The sequence below is a fragment of the Staphylococcus massiliensis CCUG 55927 genome, from assembly GCF_000298075.1.
Taxonomy (GTDB): domain Bacteria; phylum Bacillota; class Bacilli; order Staphylococcales; family Staphylococcaceae; genus Staphylococcus; species Staphylococcus massiliensis.
Genome location: NZ_JH815594.1, coordinates 86502 through 104185, shown reverse-complemented (window position 1 = coordinate 104185; position 17684 = coordinate 86502). Strand labels below are relative to the sequence as shown.

The window sequence follows — 17684 nt, the reverse complement described above, 5'->3', positions numbered from 1 at the left end:
CATTTAAAAGCAAAAACAACGTCGTGATCTCTCGTTCAGTCATACTTAATACATATTTGTCCGTATCATTTGTAATTTGATAACCACCATGTTTACCTTGGTGAGCAAGGATTTGAACGCCTTTGTCTTCAAGGTCTTGAATGTCACGAAGAATGGTACGCTTAGAAACGCCGAGTTTCTCAGCAAGCGTATTGGCTGAAATGTGATGATTATCCTTAATACATTCTAATAAACGATTTTGACGTTCTGCTTTAGTCATGACATTCACCCTCCAAATACGTGTCATTACTGGTATTATACCATATAAAGGGAAGATTATAAATTTTGTTTATTTTCTAAAAAAAGTTAAGAAAACGCTTACATTATGAAATGAATTGTGTTATAGTATTTATAGTGACTAGGGGAAGGCATTATTAAACTTCAAACAAAGGGGTAGCTATAATAGTGTTATAGCATGATTGAGTTTATACTTGTGCTAAATTCTAGTTTTAACATCTTCAATATTTATTACTTACTTTCCTTTCTAGCCGACTAGTAGTATCTAGTCGGTTTTTTTAATTGTGTAAATACATTTACTAAACGTGAAACTAATGATAATTTTATAGATGATTTAAAAATATTTTGACGTGAATAATATAAAATAAATTGTGGAGTGATTATTATGGTAACTCATGAAGCTTTACTTGAAATTGATGAGATGGTTAGAGCGTGGTTAAGAGATTTAGATACGCAAATTCCGAGTTTAATGAATCAAATGGATACGGACACTAAAAACAACCGTTTTGATCTTGTGACGAATGTTGATAAGACATTACAAAGTTCATTCCAATCATTTTTAGAACAATCATTCGATCATCATAAACTAATTGGTGAGGAAAAGGATAATTCTGAAATAGATGGTAAAGAAGGCCATGTATGGATTATGGATCCTATCGATGGTACTGCTAACCTTGTTAAGCAAAACGATGACTTCTGCGTTATTTTAGGCTACTTTATCGATGGTAAGCCAATGCTTTCTTATATTTACGATTATCCAAGACATAAAATCTATAAAGCCATTCGTGATTCAGGTGCATATGTAAATAATAAGCGCATTACGCCTCCAGAACCACTACCGTTGAAAGACGCAGTTATTTCGTTTAATGCAGAAGTTATGCCTGAAGAGACAACAAGACGCTTGTTCGATGCAAGCTTCGGATTTCGCTTTATTGGATCTTGTGGTCTAGACTCTGTACGTGTTATAAATGGTCAATTCGGTGCACATGTAAATACTAACCCATCTGCGTGGGATATTGCTGCTCAACATCTTTTCGCTGAGTTATTAGGTCTTAAAATGACGACGCTTGATAATGAAGAGATTGATTATACTAAAGGTGGCGCGTTCATCATTAGTAACCCTGGTTGTCACGAAGACATGTTAGCATTGTTAAATCAATCTCCTGGTTACAGAAGATAAGTTTTATTTAATTTAAACATTTCTCTAAAAGTTGTATCATGTAATAGGTCTAAAGAATTATATTAAATTGAATGAGTTCAATATATAATATATATCAAGCGACAATTTAACGAAGCGTTAGTTGAGGAGTGAATAATTTGAGAGGTTCTTATGAGAAAAAACGACATCCACTTAAGAAACTATTGTTGATAATAGGTGGAATTGTAGGGCTTTTATTTGCGGCATTACTCATTTTTATATGCATAAAAGCGATGTCTTTAAGTGGTGCGATTCACCACCCGCTTGATCGAGATAAATCAAGTTTAAGAGATAACAAAGTAGATATTAATAAGAGTCAGCCTATTTCAATTGCTTTATTTGGTGTAGATTCAAATACGACTCGAGATGCGCAAGGGGCAGGGGAGAGAAGTGATTCAATTATGATTCTTTCGATTAATCCTCAAACTAAAACGACAGAAATGATTAGTATTCCAAGAGATACGCAAGCTGAAATTGTAGGTAATAATACGACTGAGAAGATTAATCATGCTTATGCCTATGGTGGCCCTAAGATGGCTATTGAGTCTGTAGAGAAATTGATGAATGTTCCAATTGACCATTACGCATCGGTTGATATGGATGGTCTTAAAGAAACGATAGATGCTTTAGATGGCGTGGATGTTGTTAGTAATGCGACGTTTAATGTAAAAGGCACGCAATTTAACCAAGGAGAAAAAGTTCATTTAAATGGTGAAGAAGCTATGAACTTTATTAGAAGTCGTAAGGAAGATGGTTCAGGCGGCGATTTCGGCCGTCAACAACGTCAACAAATTGTACTCCAAGGTTTAGCTTCAAAACTTACAGATGTTAAGTCTATCACACGTCTCAATACGATCATTGAGCAACTTGAGAAAAATGTAGAAACTGACTTAACTCTAGGCCAGCTTAATACAATTATTAAAAATTACAAACATGCAGATGAAACTGTAAATAAACATCAACTTGAAGGCTCAGGAAGTGTTCAAGACGATGGCGTTTATTATTTCGTACCTGTTGAGAATCAAAAATCAGAACTGACACGCGCTTATCGAGAAAACTTGAATATTTAATACCTAAAAACCCTTTAGATTTTAGCGACAAAATCTAAAGGGTTTTATATTTATTGGTTGTGACTGCTTTTAAACATAACAATCTAATGGCGTTATTTGCTTCGAGACTAGTTAAATGATTTCTGCTTATTATTTTAATATATCTTCAAGCTCAGTTAATAATTGTTCTGCCCCTTTTTGGCTTAAAGTGATTTTTCCGTTCGCAATCTTATAAGTGTTATCACTTGTTTCTCCAGTAATCATGCACGCATTATCATCAGAATATTTTCTTAACATGACTGTATCGTCTTGGATGAATATTTCAATAGGGTCTTTAACCTTTATGTCTAATACAGAACGTATTTCCTTTGGAATGACAATACGGCCTAAGGGGTCTACTTTGCGAACAATACCTGTTGTTTTCATTCGAACTCACTCCATAATATTGATTTGTGTATGTTTAAAGTCGCTATCTATCTTTAATCAATAAACAACTATTTGCTTATTATAGTATATTTTATTACAGAAATAAAATTACTCTTTATACATTTAGTTAATAATTAATTGTATACAATCTAAAATGTAAATTACTGTTAAAAACACAACCCCTCAAACCCCTATATTACGGGGTTTTTAGTATTTGGAAATTATTGTAAATCGTGAAAAACATTTTATATTCGCAATATTCTATATTTTCCGACAATTAGGGTCAATGTAAATAAATGGTAATCGTACACGCTCTTATACTTAAAAAATAATACTCAAATGTGAATGAAATTTTTTGTTATATATTTTATGAATAAACATACATTTAGTTGCCTGTATATTGTATTTTTATTCATTTAAATACAGTTTTATATGTACCTGTGCTCATAGCTCATGATATCATAAACATATCATTCGAATGGTCATTTACCATTTGGTATATTTAAAGAGATAAAATTCTTGATAGGAGGCGTATTATGGCTGATATTGAAAACCTTAAGTCTATTATAGATTCACGTCACACTGTTAAATCGTTCGACCCAAACGTGAAAATTCCTCATGATACGTTAAATGAGATATTAAGCTTAGCAACTAAAGCACCATCATCGTTCAACTTACAACCATGGCGTTTTATCATCGTTGAAGACGATGCTGTTAAAGCTAAAATTAAACCTTATGTAACCGTTAATACACATCAACTCGAAACGTCTTCACAATTCATTATTGTAGTTGGGGATCGCGAGCATATCCCTTATAAGGATGCGATTTATGATTCAATGGTTGCAGCTGGCTACATGGCGCAAGAAGACGCTGATGTGAAGAAAGAAAAGATTGAGAAATACTACAGTACTTGGACAGACAGTGAAATTGAACAACAAGCACTTAACGATGCTAACCTTGCCGCAATGCAATTAATGTTAGCGGTTAAAGCCTTTGGATACGATTCAAATCCAATTGGCGGCTTTCAACACAATGAAATCTTAGAAGCCCTTGGTATTGATAACAAGCGTTATAAACCAGCTTTATGTATCGCCATTGGTAAAGGTAACAAAGCGCCAACAGGCACAACGCGTTTACCTTTAGATCAAGTTGTATCTTTTAACGGCGAGAATAAAGACGGGCATATTTAAGTTATATTCGCTATAAGGCATGCTTTAACTCAGCTTGCTTTATAGCTTTTTTTTTATGAAAAGGACTTTAGGTTCAAAGGGCTTTTCAAGAGGACCTGAACAATAAACCAAATTGTTAACAATAAGTGTTGTTTTAAAATTAAAATATAGAATATTTCAATAAATAAAAAACGAAATTTATACATAAAAATCGCATTACATCAACTATCCAAATGGTATTGATATTCATTTTCAATTAATAAAATATTTATGGAAATGGTACACAATTGGTTAACTTTTAACGAAAAAGAGTATAAAATGAAGGTAACACTTTAAAATTTAAGGGCAGCGAAGAGGAATTATATAGGGGGGATACTATGCAAGAGCATATTGTTGTAACGATAGATGGTAAGGAATATCTTGCGGATCAAGGCACGAACTTGCTTGAGTTTATTAAAGCTCAAAACACGTTTGTTCCTTCGATTTGTTATAACGAATCATTAGGTCCAATTGAAACGTGTGATACATGTACGGTTATGATTGATGGGGAAATCAAGCGTGCGTGTGGTACTACAATTAATGGTCCTATGGATGTTAAGACGACAGGCGATTTAGTTAAAGCGAGTCAAAAGGAAGCGCTAGACCGCATCCTAGAAAAGCACCAACTATACTGTACGGTGTGTGACTATAACAATGGTAGCTGTGAAATCCACAACACAATGGACGAATTTGGACTTGAGCATCAAACATACGAATGGAAGACTAAAGGTTATGAAGTAGACCACGGTCCATTCTATAGATACGACCCTGACCAATGTATTCTATGTGGACGTTGTGTAGAAGTATGTCAAGACGTTCAAGTTAACGAAACACTGATGATTGATTGGGAACGTGAGCGTCCACGTGTTATTTGGGACAACGATGTATCAATTAATGAGTCATCATGTGTTGCTTGTGGTCAATGTGTAACTGTATGTCCATGTAACGCCTTACTTGAGAATAATATGGAAGGTAATGCAGGTTATATGACAGACCTTGAGCCAGGTTCACTTGCTTCAATGATTGATTTAACTAAGAAAGCTGAAACAGGCTACGGTCCATTATTCGCAGTTTCAGATTCAGAAGCTAAGATGCGCGATCAACGTATTAAGAAGACGAAGACAGTATGTACATATTGTGGGGTTGGTTGTTCATTTAACGTTTGGACAAAAGACCGTGAAATTCTTAAAGTTGAACCTCAACACGAATCACCAGCAAACAAAATTTCTTCATGTGTTAAAGGTAAATTCGGTTGGGATTATGTGAACGCTGAAGAGCGCTTAACAAAACCACTTGTACGTCGTAACGATCAATTTGAAGAAGTTGAATGGGAAGAAGCAATCAAAGTAATTGCGGATAAATTTACTGAAATTAAAGAACGTAAAGGTTCAGATGGTTTAGCATTTATTTCATCTTCAAAAGCCACAAACGAAGAATCTTACTTAATGCAAAAACTTGCACGTCAAGTTATCGGTACAAATAACATTGATAACTGTTCACGTTATTGCCAAGCACCTGCAACGAAAGGGCTTTTCAGAACGGTAGGTCACGGCGGTGACTCAGGTTCTATCGAGGATATTGGTAAAGCGGATATGGTTATTACAATTGGTACGAATACTGCAGAAGCACATCCTGTTATTGCATCAAGAATTAAACGTTCTCATAAATTATTCGGCCAAAAATTACATGTATTTGATATTCGTCGTCATGAAATGGCAGAACGTGCTGATGCATTCTATTCACCAAAACCAGGTACAGACCTTGTGTGGTTATCAGCGATTACGAAATATCTGATTGATAATGATCTTCATAAGAAAGACTTCATCGATGAATGGGTAAACGACTTTGATGCGTATTACGAATCTTTAGCTCCATTTACAATGGAATTTGCTGAAGAAACAACAGGTATTAATAAAGAGCGATTAATTGCTTTAGCGCACGAAATCGCACAAACTGATAAAGTTGCGATTTGTTGGGCTATGGGTGTTACGCAACAAGACGTTGGTAGTGACACAAGTACAGCAATTTCTAATCTGCTATTAGCAACTGGTAACTATATGCGTGAAGGTACAGGTGCTTACCCATTACGTGGTCATAACAACGTTCAAGGCTGTAGTGACTATGGTAGTATGCCTGATAAGTTCCCAGCGTACGAAGGTGTTGAAGATGATGCCGTTCGTGCACGCTATGAAAAAGCATGGGGCGTAACACTTCCAAGTAAAGCTGGACGCGATAACCATCAAATGATGGATGGTATCCACGACGGTACAATTGAATCACTATTTATCTTAGGTGAAGATACAGGTATTGTTGACTCAAATATCAACTACGTTCAAGAAGCACTTAGAATGCTTGACTTCTTAGTTGTTCAAGATGAGTTCTTAACGTTTACAGCTGAATTCGCGGACGTTGTATTACCTGCAAGTCCTGCCTTAGAAAAAGAAGGTACATTTACGAATACGGAACGTCGTGTTCAACGTTTATATCAAGCACTTGAACCTTTAGGCGATTCAAAACCTGACTGGCAAATTACACAAATGATTGCTAAAGCAATGGGCTTTGACTGGAATTATAGTCACCCAAGTGAAATCATGGATGAAGCTTCTAGCTTAGCACCAATGTTCAGCGGTATTAATTATGAACGTCTTGAAAACTACAAAAGTTTACAATGGCCTGTTGCTGAAGATGGAACTGACTCACCAGTTTTATACTTAGATGGCTTTAACTTTGAAGATAAGAAAGCGAAATTCTATCCATTAGATTTCGATAATTTCTATAAAACGAATGAAGAGTACGATATTCATGTTAACAATGGTCGTGTGTTAGAACACTTCCACGAAGGTAATATGACATACAAAGTACCAGGCCTTAAATACAAGATGCCTGAAGCATTCGTTGAAATTTCACCTGAACTTGCGAAAGAACGCGATATTCATGAAGGTGCTAAAATCCGAATGACATCCGATTCAGGTCAAACAACAGGTATTGTCCACATTTCAAAACGTGTTCAAGGTAAGCAAATTTACATTCCATTAAACAGTAACAGTATGGAAAATGATAACGTTGGTGCGATTAATATTCTTACTAACGGCGATACAGATCCTGATACACATACACCATCATACAAACGTACAAGTTGTAAGATTGAAGTGTTACGTAAGAAAGGTAAATCACCTATCAATCCAACGAACTTTAGATTGAAAGAACGTATACCGCAACTTGGTGTCCAAGTTCAGAAAAAATGGGAACGTGATGATTATGTATTCCCAGGAAATCAGGTGAGAAAATAATGGCAGAACGTATCTCTAAAATTAAACGCATTGAAAAGTCCGAAGCTGAAATCAAAGAAGCACACGTGGATGAAGTAACGACAGCTATTTCTGAGAATAAAGACAGTATCATTAAAGCAATCAAATTAGTTAAAGCACTTGATGACGCGAAGATCTTAGATGGTTTAACAGGTGCAGTTAACGAACGTTACTACATTTTAGATAAGTTCGCAAATGAGCTTAATAAAGATCAATATGCTGGTATGATTCATAATATTGGTCAGTTCGCATTATTACTTGGAGAATTTAATCCTGAAGACTTAAAAGTTATTCTAGATAAATTCAACCGTGGTATTCACGTTGCTAATGAAGCGAATCCTAATAAGACTACGTCAATTGGTGGCTTCATGAGTTTATTACGTGACGAAGAAGCGAACCGTAGCATCACATACTTTATTAACATGTTAAAAGGTATGTCACGCGAGAAATAAAGTAAAACTTATGACGGGTCAGGGACATAATACTACAATTCCCTTAAACAGCATGCTTTCCTGTAAAGTCCAACTCGTATTTTCAATACGGTAGTTGGACTTACAAAGAAGCTCAGGCTTCTTTGTTCATGAGAAAGAGCCCCGGCTTCCTTAGCTTGAGAATTTGCTTGCGCAAATTTCTTTGCCGGGGCCCCATCCTCTAGGAGTCAGCTGTTTTGAGAATTGTGTGAAATAAAGCTTAAATGCTCTATTTTACGACTTATGTCCCAGGCCTGTTTTTTTATGTAAATAAAGGTTCAATAAACCGATTTCATGATAAAATGTGTGAGAGATTAATTTAGAGGAGTGAACATCGATGAGTGCAAAAATGACCAAAATATTGGCATTTATTTCAAATATATTTTTAATATTAGGTATCATTTTCTTAATAATGACATATCTTAAGCTATCCATTGCTATGTTCATCATTTCATTAGCAATTAGTTTAACGATATTTAACACCATTTTTAGAGATCGTAAGTGGCTTAAGATAGCTGTTAATCTTTCATTTTTATTTGTAGTCATTTTAATCGTCTTCTTGTTTAGTGCATTATCACAAGGTTAGGGGGGTTAGGGTATGACGGATTTAATACGTAAACGTTTCTCATTATGGCTTTTGTTGCTGATTCTAATCGTCTTTATAGGTTTGTTAATTTATAACGAAACGCATATCTTACGAAGCGATAAAACGCATACGTTCGATGAGGCTTTAGACAAGCAGTTGAACAACGATGCGCTTCATACGAAAGAAGTGGATCAGAAATTTAAAGATGCTTCTAATAATGACGTGCGTCAGGCGATGGCCATTCATTCAAAGGATTCCGATTTCATTTACATGGACATTTCAGAACCAGTACCTATGAATAAAGAAGAAGTTGATGATATTTTAAAGTCTAAAGGTGTCTTTAAAGGTAAAGGCGATGTCTTTTTAAAGGCCCAAGAGAAATATCAAGTCAATGTCATCTATTTAATTAGCCATGCATTACACGAGACTGGAAACGGACATTCCAAGTTAGCTAACGGCATTAAAGTTGATGGTAAGACGTATTACAACTTCTTTGGTATCGGTGCGTTTGATGCTAATGCATTGAAAACAGGTTCTAGCTATTCTAAGAAGGCTGAATGGACGTCGGTTGATAAAGCAATCCTTGGTGGTGCTAAGTTCATTCGTAAGAACTACTTTGATAAAGGGCAACTGACGTTATATCAAATGCGTTGGAATCCTAAATCACCAGGTGAGAATCAATATGCGAGTGATATTCACTGGGGTGACCGCATCGCTTCCTTTATGGAAAAGCCCTATGAGAAGTTAGGTATTAAGAAAGATCATATCCGAAAGGACTATTACAAAGAAACGAAACACTAAATTCTAAAGCTGAGGCGTTAACGTGCCTTGGCTTTTCTTATGGGAAAAGAAGTGAGACTGTGGATGAACGAATAGGGAATTCGTCAATCAACATGGCGCTTAAATTGTGATAGACTTAGATTAATATATTGAATTGAGGAGTATGCAGAATGAGAATTGCGATTATTGGTGCAGGAATAGGTGGCTTAACATTAGCTTCACTACTTACAAATACAACTCATGATGTTCACATCTTTGAACGTAAGGGGAGTCTTACAGATATTGGAGCAGGCATTGGTTTAGGTGGTAATGTGCTTCAAAAACTTGGTAATCATGACCTTGCGAAAGGGATTAAAAATGCAGGGCACGTGCTTAACCAACTTGAAATGAGAAATGACCAAAACAAGCTTCTGAGTCAAGTTAAATTAGACGGTCAAACGACGAACGTGACGCTGTTACGCCAAGATTTAATAGACGTACTTGCAACTTATGTAAAACAAGAAAATATACACTTCAACCGTGAAATTAAGAACGTGCATCAAAAGGAGCAAGAAGTAGATATTACTGACAATCATGGTGACACGTTAACATTTGATTTAGTAATTGGTGCTGATGGCATTCGTTCTAATATGAGACAAGCGCTAGGCTTTGAGAATAAGGTTAAATATCAAGGTTATACGTGCTTCAGAGGCGTTGTAGAAGATTTTCAATTGAAAGAAAACCATACCGGTGTTGAATATTGGGGTAAAACAGGTCGCGTAGGCATTGTTCCTTTATTAAATGATAAAGCGTATTGGTTTATAACAATTAATACCAAGGAAAATGATCCTAAGTATAAAACATTCGCGAAGCCACATTTACAAGCTTTATTCAATCATTATCCAAATGAAGTACGACAGCTTCTTGATAAACAAGGTGAAACGAATATCTTATTACATGATATTTATGATCTAGAACCGCTTAAGACGTTTGTAAAAGGGCGTGTCGTCTTACTAGGGGATGCTGCACATGCGACAACACCAAATATGGGTCAAGGTGCGGGACAAGCGATGGAAGATGCGATTGTATTGTCTAATTGTTTAAAAGACCAACCCCATCTAGAAGATGCTTTAAACCGTTACAATAAGTTACGTGTTAAGCACACGAAAAAGGTTACCTTAAAATCACGTAAGATTGGTAAAATCGCGCAGTATCAAAATAAACTTATGACTTCAATGCGAGATACTGTAATGGCTAAAACACCGAACAAGCTCATTTCAAATCAAACAAAGTTCATTTATAAAAGTAAAGAATCTTAAAAAAATAAGGCGAGAACAAAGATAGGACTTTGTTTTCGCCTTTTATAATAAAACAACCGTTTCGTATTAGTTAACGATGTATTTAGGTGTTCTTCCGTCTGCTTTTTTAATGATATTCTTAGCTACAATCTTAGCCATCATATCACGAGCTTCGAATGTGGCGTTACCGATATGTGGCGTGATTACTACATTATCAAGTGATTTTAAACCTTCTGTAATTTCAGGTTCAAATTCGAATACATCAAGCGCTGCACCTTCAATTGTTTTATTTTGAAGTGCTTCTACTAAAGCTTCCTCATGAACGATTGGACCACGAGCAGCATTAATTAAATAGCTTGTAGGTTTCATGAGTTCTAATTGTTCTTTTCCGATGAGGTGATGTAATTTAGGGTTATAAGCCGCATTAATCGTTACAAAGTCTGCATGTTTAAGTAATGTTTCAAGTTCAACATACTTAACGCCTAACTCTTGTTCAACTTCAGGTTTTTGGTGGGGACCAGTGTATAAGATATCTAAGTCAAAGGCTTTAGCGCGTCTTGCTACGGCGCTACCAATTTGACCTAATCCAATAATACCTAATGTTTTACCAGTAACTTCACGACCTCTAAAGAATAACGGTGCCCAGCCATCAAAGCCTTCTCCACGGCATAAACGATCGCCTTCAGGGATACGTCGAGCTGCACTTAACAGTAAGCCCATCGTTAAATCAGCTGTTGCGTTAGTTGACGCTTTAGGCGTATTCGTTACATCGATATTTTTAGTTCTTGCATACTCGACATCTACATTATTAAAACCAGCACCATAGTTTGCGATAAACGTTAATTCAGGTGCACTATCAATAACTTCTTGGTCTACATTTGTCGATAATAAACTAATTAAAGCGAAAGCATCTTTAACACCAGCTTTTAATTCCTCTTTAGGAATGATGCCCTCACCTTCATACATATCAATCTCAAAATCTTCCTTCAGTAAATCTAATGCTATTTCTGGAATAGGACCAGCAACAAATACTTTTTTCATTCTTATCACATCCTTCTAGTTCAGTATAAGAAAATTAATAAGATGGCACAATTTAAATGAATATTAGGACATTAATTTAAGTCCGATAACGGCAACTATAATTAAGAAGATACATAAAATGCGCATAGGCTTTTTCGATTCGTTATACCATATCATACCTATAATCGTACCGCCTGCTGTTCCAATACCTGTCCAAACAGCGTATGCAGTACCCATTGGAATGCCTTTCATCGCGAGTGCTAATATTGAAAAGCTACAAAAGAACGTTACGCCAAGTAATATCACATAAATCTTGTTAGATGATTGAGCGATTTTATTTAGCCAGTATACACCGAGTATTTCAAAGCAACCAGCGAGTACAAGTAATCCCCAGTACATATTAATTCGCCTCCTTATCATCTACATCAGATGTGAGTTTAAGACCCACGATACCTACAATTAAAATGATAATGAGTACCATTTTGGTGATGTTAAATGGTTCGTTCGTGAAAAAGAAATCAAAGAGAATCGTACCAAGTGTACCCATACCAACAAAGATTGCGTACACCGTTCCGACGGGTAATGTTTTACAAGCTGATATAACGAGATAAAAGCTTAACGTGATAAACATCCCTGTTAACAGCCATTCAATAAGGTTATCGGAATATTTGATTCCCGTAACCCAGATGACCTCTACAAAACCAGCTACAAATACTTTAAACCACTGCATAGAGATGCTCCTTTATTAAAAGATATGTAGACCAATTCTCTCAAAAGTGATTAAAAGAATCAATAACGGCTATTATAATACTACGAACTAAGATAGAAACACCATTATCATTTGGGGATTGTGATGTGTTTCTTGAAATCATTTAGTTACCTACATATAACAGTGATAACTTGAATATACTTTGATAACCACTCATTTATAATCCAATACAATCACTTAAACGTTATACGACGCCTAAACAAAGTAGATATATGTAAATAGGTTAGATTAATCTAATCTAAAAAAGGACTTAAAACATACCGTTTTACCGCATGTTTTAAGTCCTCTTTATTTATAGGATGATATAGCATTTGATTGTTACTTAATGGAAATCCACGTTTGAATTAAATGTGGATGTAGTTATAACTTGCTGCTTGGCCTGCTGGGATTGTTCTTGTACTAGTAGCGAATGGACCTGCAGCGTAGTTCATTTCTGATACAGTAATTGAACCATCATAGTTAACATGCTCAACATACGCAACGTGACCGAATGGACCGTTATTTGATTGCATAATTGAACCTGGTGTTGGATTATTGTTTACTTGATAACCTTCTTGAGCTGCTGCAGTATCCCAGTTATTAGCGTTTCCCCAGAATGTACTAATTGTGCCACCTACGCGGTCGAATACATACCAAGTACATTGACCTGCAGTGTAAAGATTAGCGTTTGATTGAGTTTGAATTGAATTAACTTGTGATGCGTCTGCTTCGTTTGAATTCATACCTAACATAGCTGCTCCCATAGTAGCAGTAATTGACGTAATAGCGATTAATTTTTTCATTTTAAAAGTCCTCCCAAATTTTTTATCTATCTCTAATTCAAGAAAAAATACATTTTATCATTTAGTAGCGATTGCCGATTTTTTTAACGACAAGCAATACTCTAACAGACAAATTTGGGTTTGTGTGCAATGTTACGTCATTGTAATTGAATTTAAATCGCACTATGATTTGTTGTAATAATCAATGAATTCTTAGAGAAAATATTACAAGCTCTAAAAGACCATGCCTAAACAATTTTTTAAAATTATTTACATCAAATAAACAAAAGGATTATTACACTTTATGTAACAATCCTTTAATCTCGTTTTGCTTATTTGAATATTCTTAAAGATAGCGGAATGAGGTATGGCTCTCCTTTTGCTAACTTGAAAATTGCCACAATATGGAAAACAAAAGCCACTATAGAAAGAATTGGCAAAATCACGAAGCCAATTAAAATGAGACAAAGTGCAAGACCGACAAATGACCATATCGTATATGAAATGATGTAATTAAAATAATCCTTCCCAGCTTGATCCACGAACGTTGAATCGTCTCGCTTAATCAACCAAATGATTAAAGGTGCGATGATAGGGGCGAAGAACCCACCTACATAGATGAGTGAAGCGAATAAAGTGTCGTCTTGAGAGCGTCTAGGTCTTTGTACGTGCTCGACATTGTGTTGGTCCAAGATGTCTTCCTCCTTAATATGATGTATTCAATCTCTTAAATGATTTAAGTGATATCGTTTCTATAAAGGTATCACAAAATATAATAAAAAGCACTGTGAATGAAATTTGATTGATTTCTATAATTATAAAAAACAGTTTCCAGATACGTTCTATAATGTTAATCTTTTTAGGAAGTGTCTTTTTATAAAAGAAGTACCAAATTTAAAATTGTAGAAAGAAGGGATTAATATGAAAATTGCAATTATTGGTTCTGGTAATGGCGCAGTAACTGCAGCAGTTGATATGACCGATCAAGGTCATGATGTAAGTTTATATTGTCGAGAACAAACAATTGAGAAATATGATAAGGCAAAAGCACTGGGAGGATTTCATTATAATAATGAAGGAGAAAGTTCGTTTATATCATTCACGAATGTCAGCCACGATATCGAACATGTTTTAGAAGGTGCTGAAGTTGTCATGTTAGTCATACCTTCTTCTCATATTGAGTACTATGCAGAAATCATGGCACCTTATATTGATGATTCACAATTAATTGTCTTTAATATGGCGGCATCAATGGGCTCTATACGATTTATGAATGTACTTAAAAAACATCATATTGAAACACAACCTAAATTTGCTGAAATGAACACGTTAACGTATGGTACACGTGTTAACTTTGACACAGCTACTGTAGATTTATCATTAAAGGTTAAGAAAGTTTACTTTTCAACATATAATAAGAAAGATTTAAATGAAAGTTTTAACACTGTGAAAAGTTTTTATCCATCCATTCGTAAGGAAGAGAGTTTACTTCGCACGAATCTAGAAAATGGTAATCCTGAAGTTCACCCTGGTCCAACATTATTAAATGTAGGGCGTATAGATTATAGTGGCGACTTTGCACTATATGAAGAGGGCATCACGGAACATACAGTGAAATTGTTACATGCGATTGAAGAAGAACGCTTATCACTCGGTCGCAAGTTTGGTTACCACTTAGAAACGGCTAAAGAAGCGCGTATCGAACGTGGTTATTTAGAGCGAAAAGACGACGATAAATCATTACGTTACTTATTCAATAACAGTCCTGTGTTCTCTCAAATAAGAGGACCACATCAAGTTGAAAATCGTTATTTAACTGAAGATATTGCTTATGGACTTGTTTTATGGTCAAGTATTGGTAAAGCAATAGGTGTTCGTACGCCGAACATTGATGCTGTTATCACAATTGCCTCTACGATTTTAGAACGTGACTTTTTCGAAGAGGGATTAACTTTAGAAGCGTTAGAAATTGATGACATCGAATCACTTTAATTGAATAAGGAGGATTGATTTATGACGAGAAAGCCAACTTTATTAGAATCTATATCAACCATCCTTGTCATGATGGTTGTCGTTACGATCGGATTTTTAATCTTTAAGATACCGATTCAAGCATTGTTAATTATTTCAGCTGCTTACGCTGCATTTATAGCATGGCGTGTGGGCTTGAAATGGGAAGATCTTGAAGCGGGTATTACAGAACGACTTAAGACAGCAATGCCAGCGTTATTTATCATTTTAACGGTAGGTATCATTGTAGGGGCTTGGATGTATGCAGGCACTGTGCCAGCTTTAATTTACTATGGTCTTAAATTCTTAAACCCTACGTATTTCTTAATTTCAGCTTTCGTTATTTCAGCAATCACTTCAGTCGCAACAGGTACTGCATGGGGGTCAGCTTCTACAGCAGGTATCGCTTTAATGGCTATTGCGACTCAATTAAACATTGCACCAGGTATGGCTGCAGGTGCTGTTATCGCGGGTGCTGTATTTGGTGATAAAATGTCTCCGCTTTCAGATACTACGAACTTAGCGTCATTAGTGACACGCGTGAATATCTTTTCACATATTAAATCATTGATGTGGACGACGATTCCAGCATCATTAATTGGTATGGCGATATGGTTCTTCGTAGGTCTAGGTCATAGCAGTAGTATTAAATCTGAACGTATCAAATCGATTCTAAGTGATCTTGAGCATATTTATAATCTCAATTTCTTTATTTGGATTCCTGCTATTGTCATTATTGTATGCTTACTCTTTAAAATATCAACTGTGCCGTCTATGTTAATTTCAAGTTTAGCAGCGTTGATTGTTGGTACGTTTAATAATGGTTTTAACATTGTTAATGGTTTTCAAGCGACGTTTGATGGTTTTAATAAAGGCATGCTACCTTCAAATATGCAACATATCTCAGATGACACGATTAAGTTGATCGAACAGGGTGGTATGATGAGTATGACTCAAATTATCGTTACGATCTTTTGTGGATATGCATTCGCAGGTATTGTTGAACGTGCTGGTTGTTTAGACGTGCTTCTAAACAAGATTTCAAGCAATGTCCGTCGACCTTCACAATTAATTCTTGTAACTGTTGCAGCTAGCTTAATGCTTGTACTCGCTGCAGGTGTTGCGTCCGTTGTAATTATTATGGTAGGTGTCTTATTAAAAGAAATGTACGATGACATGAACCTAGATCGTTCTAATCTATCACGTACTTTAGAAGACTCAAGTACCATGGTGCTACCTCTTATTCCGTGGGGTACATCCGGTATTTACTATCAACAACAACTTGGCGTTGATGTCCAGGACTTCTTCATATGGACAATCCCTTGTTATCTATGCTTTATTATCGCTATTTTCTATGGTTACACGGGACTTGGTCTTAAAAAGAAATCTAAAGAAAGTTAATTCATTTATAGAACCGTTAAACAAATTAGATATTTGTTGACGGTTCTTATTTTTATAATTTGATTTTGATTGAGACTTTTTTACTTTAAAATAAATAAACTTTAAAGATTATGTTTTAAAAATGTGAAAGCGGATAAATAATGAATATAGATAACGGTGCCCTTACATAATCATTGTAGTAGCGGCAATGAGGGTTGTTGGCATCATCTATCTAATGTAGATAATTTCATTTTAAAAAGTCCTTCTATTATCTATCTGTTTTCATCCTTAACATGTGTTTTTGTAGCGAGGATACATGTAAGGATGGAGATACATATAATGAACCTAAATGATGATATGTGAGCATTCCATTTTATATGAAATTTCATTTACAAGAAATAAACCTTCTGATGTTAAGCTTGAGATAGAACCATCTCAAGCTTATTTTTTATGTGAAGCGCAAAAAAGGGTCGGGGACATCTCGTTATGTCCTCGACCCTAAATATATTTAAATCTTAGTGAATGTAGTTGTAGCTGTAAGCTTGTGAAGCAGGGATTGTACGTGTGCTCACGCCGAATGGACCTGCATTGTAGTTCATTTCTGATACAGTTACTGAACCGTCATTGTTAACGCTTTCAACGTATGCAACGTGACCGAATGCACCTTGAGTTGATTGCATGATTGAACCAGCTTGTGGTTGGTTGTTAACTGTGAAACCTTCTGAAGCAGCTGCGCTACCCCAGTTATTAGCGTTACCCCATAATGTACTAATTTTACCACCTACACGGTCGTAAACGTACCAAGTACATTGACCAGCTGTGTATAAGTTAGCTGATGAACCACTGTAGTTAGAAATTGAAACGCCACCATTGTTTGAAGATTGAGCTGGTTGAGCGTTATAAGAACGTGCATTTGAAGCAGGTGCTTCATAGCTTGATGTAGTTGGTGCTGAAACTGCTGAGATACCTGCTGAACGGTTTGAAGTAGCGTTTGAAGCAGTGTTAGCTGATGCTACATTGTTAGATGAATTATATGATTGTTGAGAATTATTTGTACCGTAATCGAATTGGTCTGGGCTCCAGTTACCTTGCCATTCGAAGTGGTATTCATCATTGTTATCGATTGTGTAAGAATAGCTATAAGATGTAGGATCGTTTGGATTGTA

The 17684-nt window shown here is 35.7% G+C and carries 18 protein-coding genes; 9 read left to right on the top strand and 9 right to left on the bottom strand.

All coding sequences use genetic code 11. The features are described from left to right. Positions 1 to 259: helix-turn-helix transcriptional regulator (locus tag A33S_RS11830; protein ID WP_037556857.1), on the bottom strand; the 259-nt coding region annotated here is incomplete at its 3' end. Positions 260 to 661: 402 nt separating this feature from the next. Between A33S_RS11830 and A33S_RS0109205 the strand changes: the two genes are divergently transcribed. Together A33S_RS0109205 and A33S_RS0109200 are read left to right on the top strand one after the other, a co-directional pair. Beyond that, positions 662 to 1456 carry an inositol monophosphatase family protein gene (locus A33S_RS0109205; RefSeq protein WP_009382877.1) on the top strand — a complete coding sequence of 265 codons (795 nt, stop codon included), beginning with the start codon at positions 662 to 664 and terminating at the stop codon, positions 1454 to 1456. 137 nt (positions 1457 to 1593) lie between these two features. After that, positions 1594 to 2544 (top strand): LCP family glycopolymer transferase, encoded by a 951-nt coding sequence (locus A33S_RS0109200; RefSeq protein ID WP_017176766.1) that lies wholly within the window; start codon positions 1594 to 1596, stop codon positions 2542 to 2544. A 129-nt stretch (positions 2545 to 2673) separates the two neighbouring features. Here A33S_RS0109200 and A33S_RS0109195 read toward each other — a convergent pair whose 3' ends face one another. Then, positions 2674 to 2949 (bottom strand): AbrB/MazE/SpoVT family DNA-binding domain-containing protein, encoded by a 276-nt coding sequence (locus tag A33S_RS0109195; protein ID WP_009382875.1) that lies wholly within the window; start codon positions 2947 to 2949, stop codon positions 2674 to 2676. A gap of 536 nt (positions 2950 to 3485) precedes the next feature. Between A33S_RS0109195 and A33S_RS0109190 the strand changes: the two genes are divergently transcribed. From A33S_RS0109190 to A33S_RS0109180, 3 genes are all read left to right on the top strand, one after another. After that, a complete protein-coding gene (locus tag A33S_RS0109190; RefSeq protein WP_009382874.1) occupies positions 3486 to 4139 on the top strand; it encodes a nitroreductase family protein in 654 nt (217 codons plus the stop codon). 356 nt (positions 4140 to 4495) lie between these two features. Then, on the top strand, positions 4496 to 7447 hold the full coding sequence (fdhF, locus tag A33S_RS0109185; protein WP_017176765.1) for a formate dehydrogenase subunit alpha: 2952 nt from the start codon (positions 4496 to 4498) through the stop codon (positions 7445 to 7447). Beyond that, a complete protein-coding gene (locus A33S_RS0109180; protein ID WP_009382873.1) occupies positions 7447 to 7917 on the top strand; it encodes a helical membrane plugin domain-containing protein in 471 nt (156 codons plus the stop codon). The genes fdhF and A33S_RS0109180 overlap by 1 nt, the downstream gene beginning before the upstream one ends. A 252-nt stretch (positions 7918 to 8169) precedes the next feature. Here A33S_RS0109180 and A33S_RS0109175 read toward each other — a convergent pair whose 3' ends face one another. Next, on the bottom strand, positions 8170 to 8481 hold the full coding sequence (locus tag A33S_RS0109175; RefSeq protein WP_009382872.1) for a hypothetical protein: 312 nt from the start codon (positions 8479 to 8481) through the stop codon (positions 8170 to 8172). 52 nt (positions 8482 to 8533) lie between these two features. Here A33S_RS0109175 and A33S_RS0109170 point away from each other — a divergent pair, with 52 nt between their 5' ends. Continuing rightward, a complete protein-coding gene (locus tag A33S_RS0109170) occupies positions 8534 to 9322 on the top strand; it encodes an N-acetylglucosaminidase (RefSeq protein ID WP_017176764.1) in 789 nt (262 codons plus the stop codon). Between the two features lie 149 nt (positions 9323 to 9471). Continuing rightward, complete coding sequence (locus tag A33S_RS0109165; protein WP_009382869.1) at positions 9472 to 10599, top strand: FAD-dependent monooxygenase; 1128 nt, start codon at positions 9472 to 9474, stop codon at positions 10597 to 10599. Between the two features lie 66 nt (positions 10600 to 10665). Here A33S_RS0109165 and A33S_RS0109160 read toward each other — a convergent pair whose 3' ends face one another. The 5 genes from A33S_RS0109160 to A33S_RS0109140 all read right to left on the bottom strand — a co-directional run bounded on the left by A33S_RS0109160 (position 10666) and on the right by A33S_RS0109140 (position 13820). After that, positions 10666 to 11619 carry a 2-hydroxyacid dehydrogenase family protein gene (locus tag A33S_RS0109160; RefSeq protein WP_009382868.1) on the bottom strand — a complete coding sequence of 318 codons (954 nt, stop codon included), beginning with the start codon at positions 11617 to 11619 and terminating at the stop codon, positions 10666 to 10668. A gap of 63 nt (positions 11620 to 11682) precedes the next feature. Beyond that, on the bottom strand, positions 11683 to 11997 hold the full coding sequence (locus A33S_RS11825; RefSeq protein ID WP_009382865.1) for a DMT family transporter: 315 nt from the start codon (positions 11995 to 11997) through the stop codon (positions 11683 to 11685). A 1-nt stretch (position 11998) separates the two neighbouring features. Further along, the gene (locus A33S_RS0109150) at positions 11999 to 12328 is read right to left on the bottom strand and encodes a DMT family transporter (protein ID WP_009382864.1); all 330 of its coding nucleotides are present in this window, start codon (positions 12326 to 12328) and stop codon (positions 11999 to 12001) included. 383 nt (positions 12329 to 12711) lie between these two features. Continuing rightward, on the bottom strand, positions 12712 to 13149 hold the full coding sequence (locus A33S_RS0109145) for a CHAP domain-containing protein (protein WP_009382862.1): 438 nt from the start codon (positions 13147 to 13149) through the stop codon (positions 12712 to 12714). Between the two features lie 311 nt (positions 13150 to 13460). Continuing rightward, positions 13461 to 13820 (bottom strand): DUF4870 domain-containing protein, encoded by a 360-nt coding sequence (locus A33S_RS0109140; RefSeq protein WP_009382861.1) that lies wholly within the window; start codon positions 13818 to 13820, stop codon positions 13461 to 13463. Positions 13821 to 14049: 229 nt separating this feature from the next. Here A33S_RS0109140 and A33S_RS0109135 point away from each other — a divergent pair, with 229 nt between their 5' ends. Both A33S_RS0109135 and nhaC read left to right on the top strand, forming a co-directional pair. Further along, on the top strand, positions 14050 to 15120 hold the full coding sequence (locus A33S_RS0109135) for an NAD/NADP-dependent octopine/nopaline dehydrogenase family protein (RefSeq protein ID WP_017176763.1): 1071 nt from the start codon (positions 14050 to 14052) through the stop codon (positions 15118 to 15120). Positions 15121 to 15141: 21 nt separating this feature from the next. Further along, a complete protein-coding gene (nhaC, locus tag A33S_RS0109130; RefSeq protein WP_009382857.1) occupies positions 15142 to 16539 on the top strand; it encodes a Na+/H+ antiporter NhaC in 1398 nt (465 codons plus the stop codon). A 494-nt stretch (positions 16540 to 17033) separates the two neighbouring features. Here the strand turns inward: nhaC and A33S_RS11820 are convergent. Continuing rightward, positions 17034 to 17684 (bottom strand): CHAP domain-containing protein (locus tag A33S_RS11820; protein WP_017176762.1); only part of this gene is annotated, 651 nt, incomplete at its 5' end.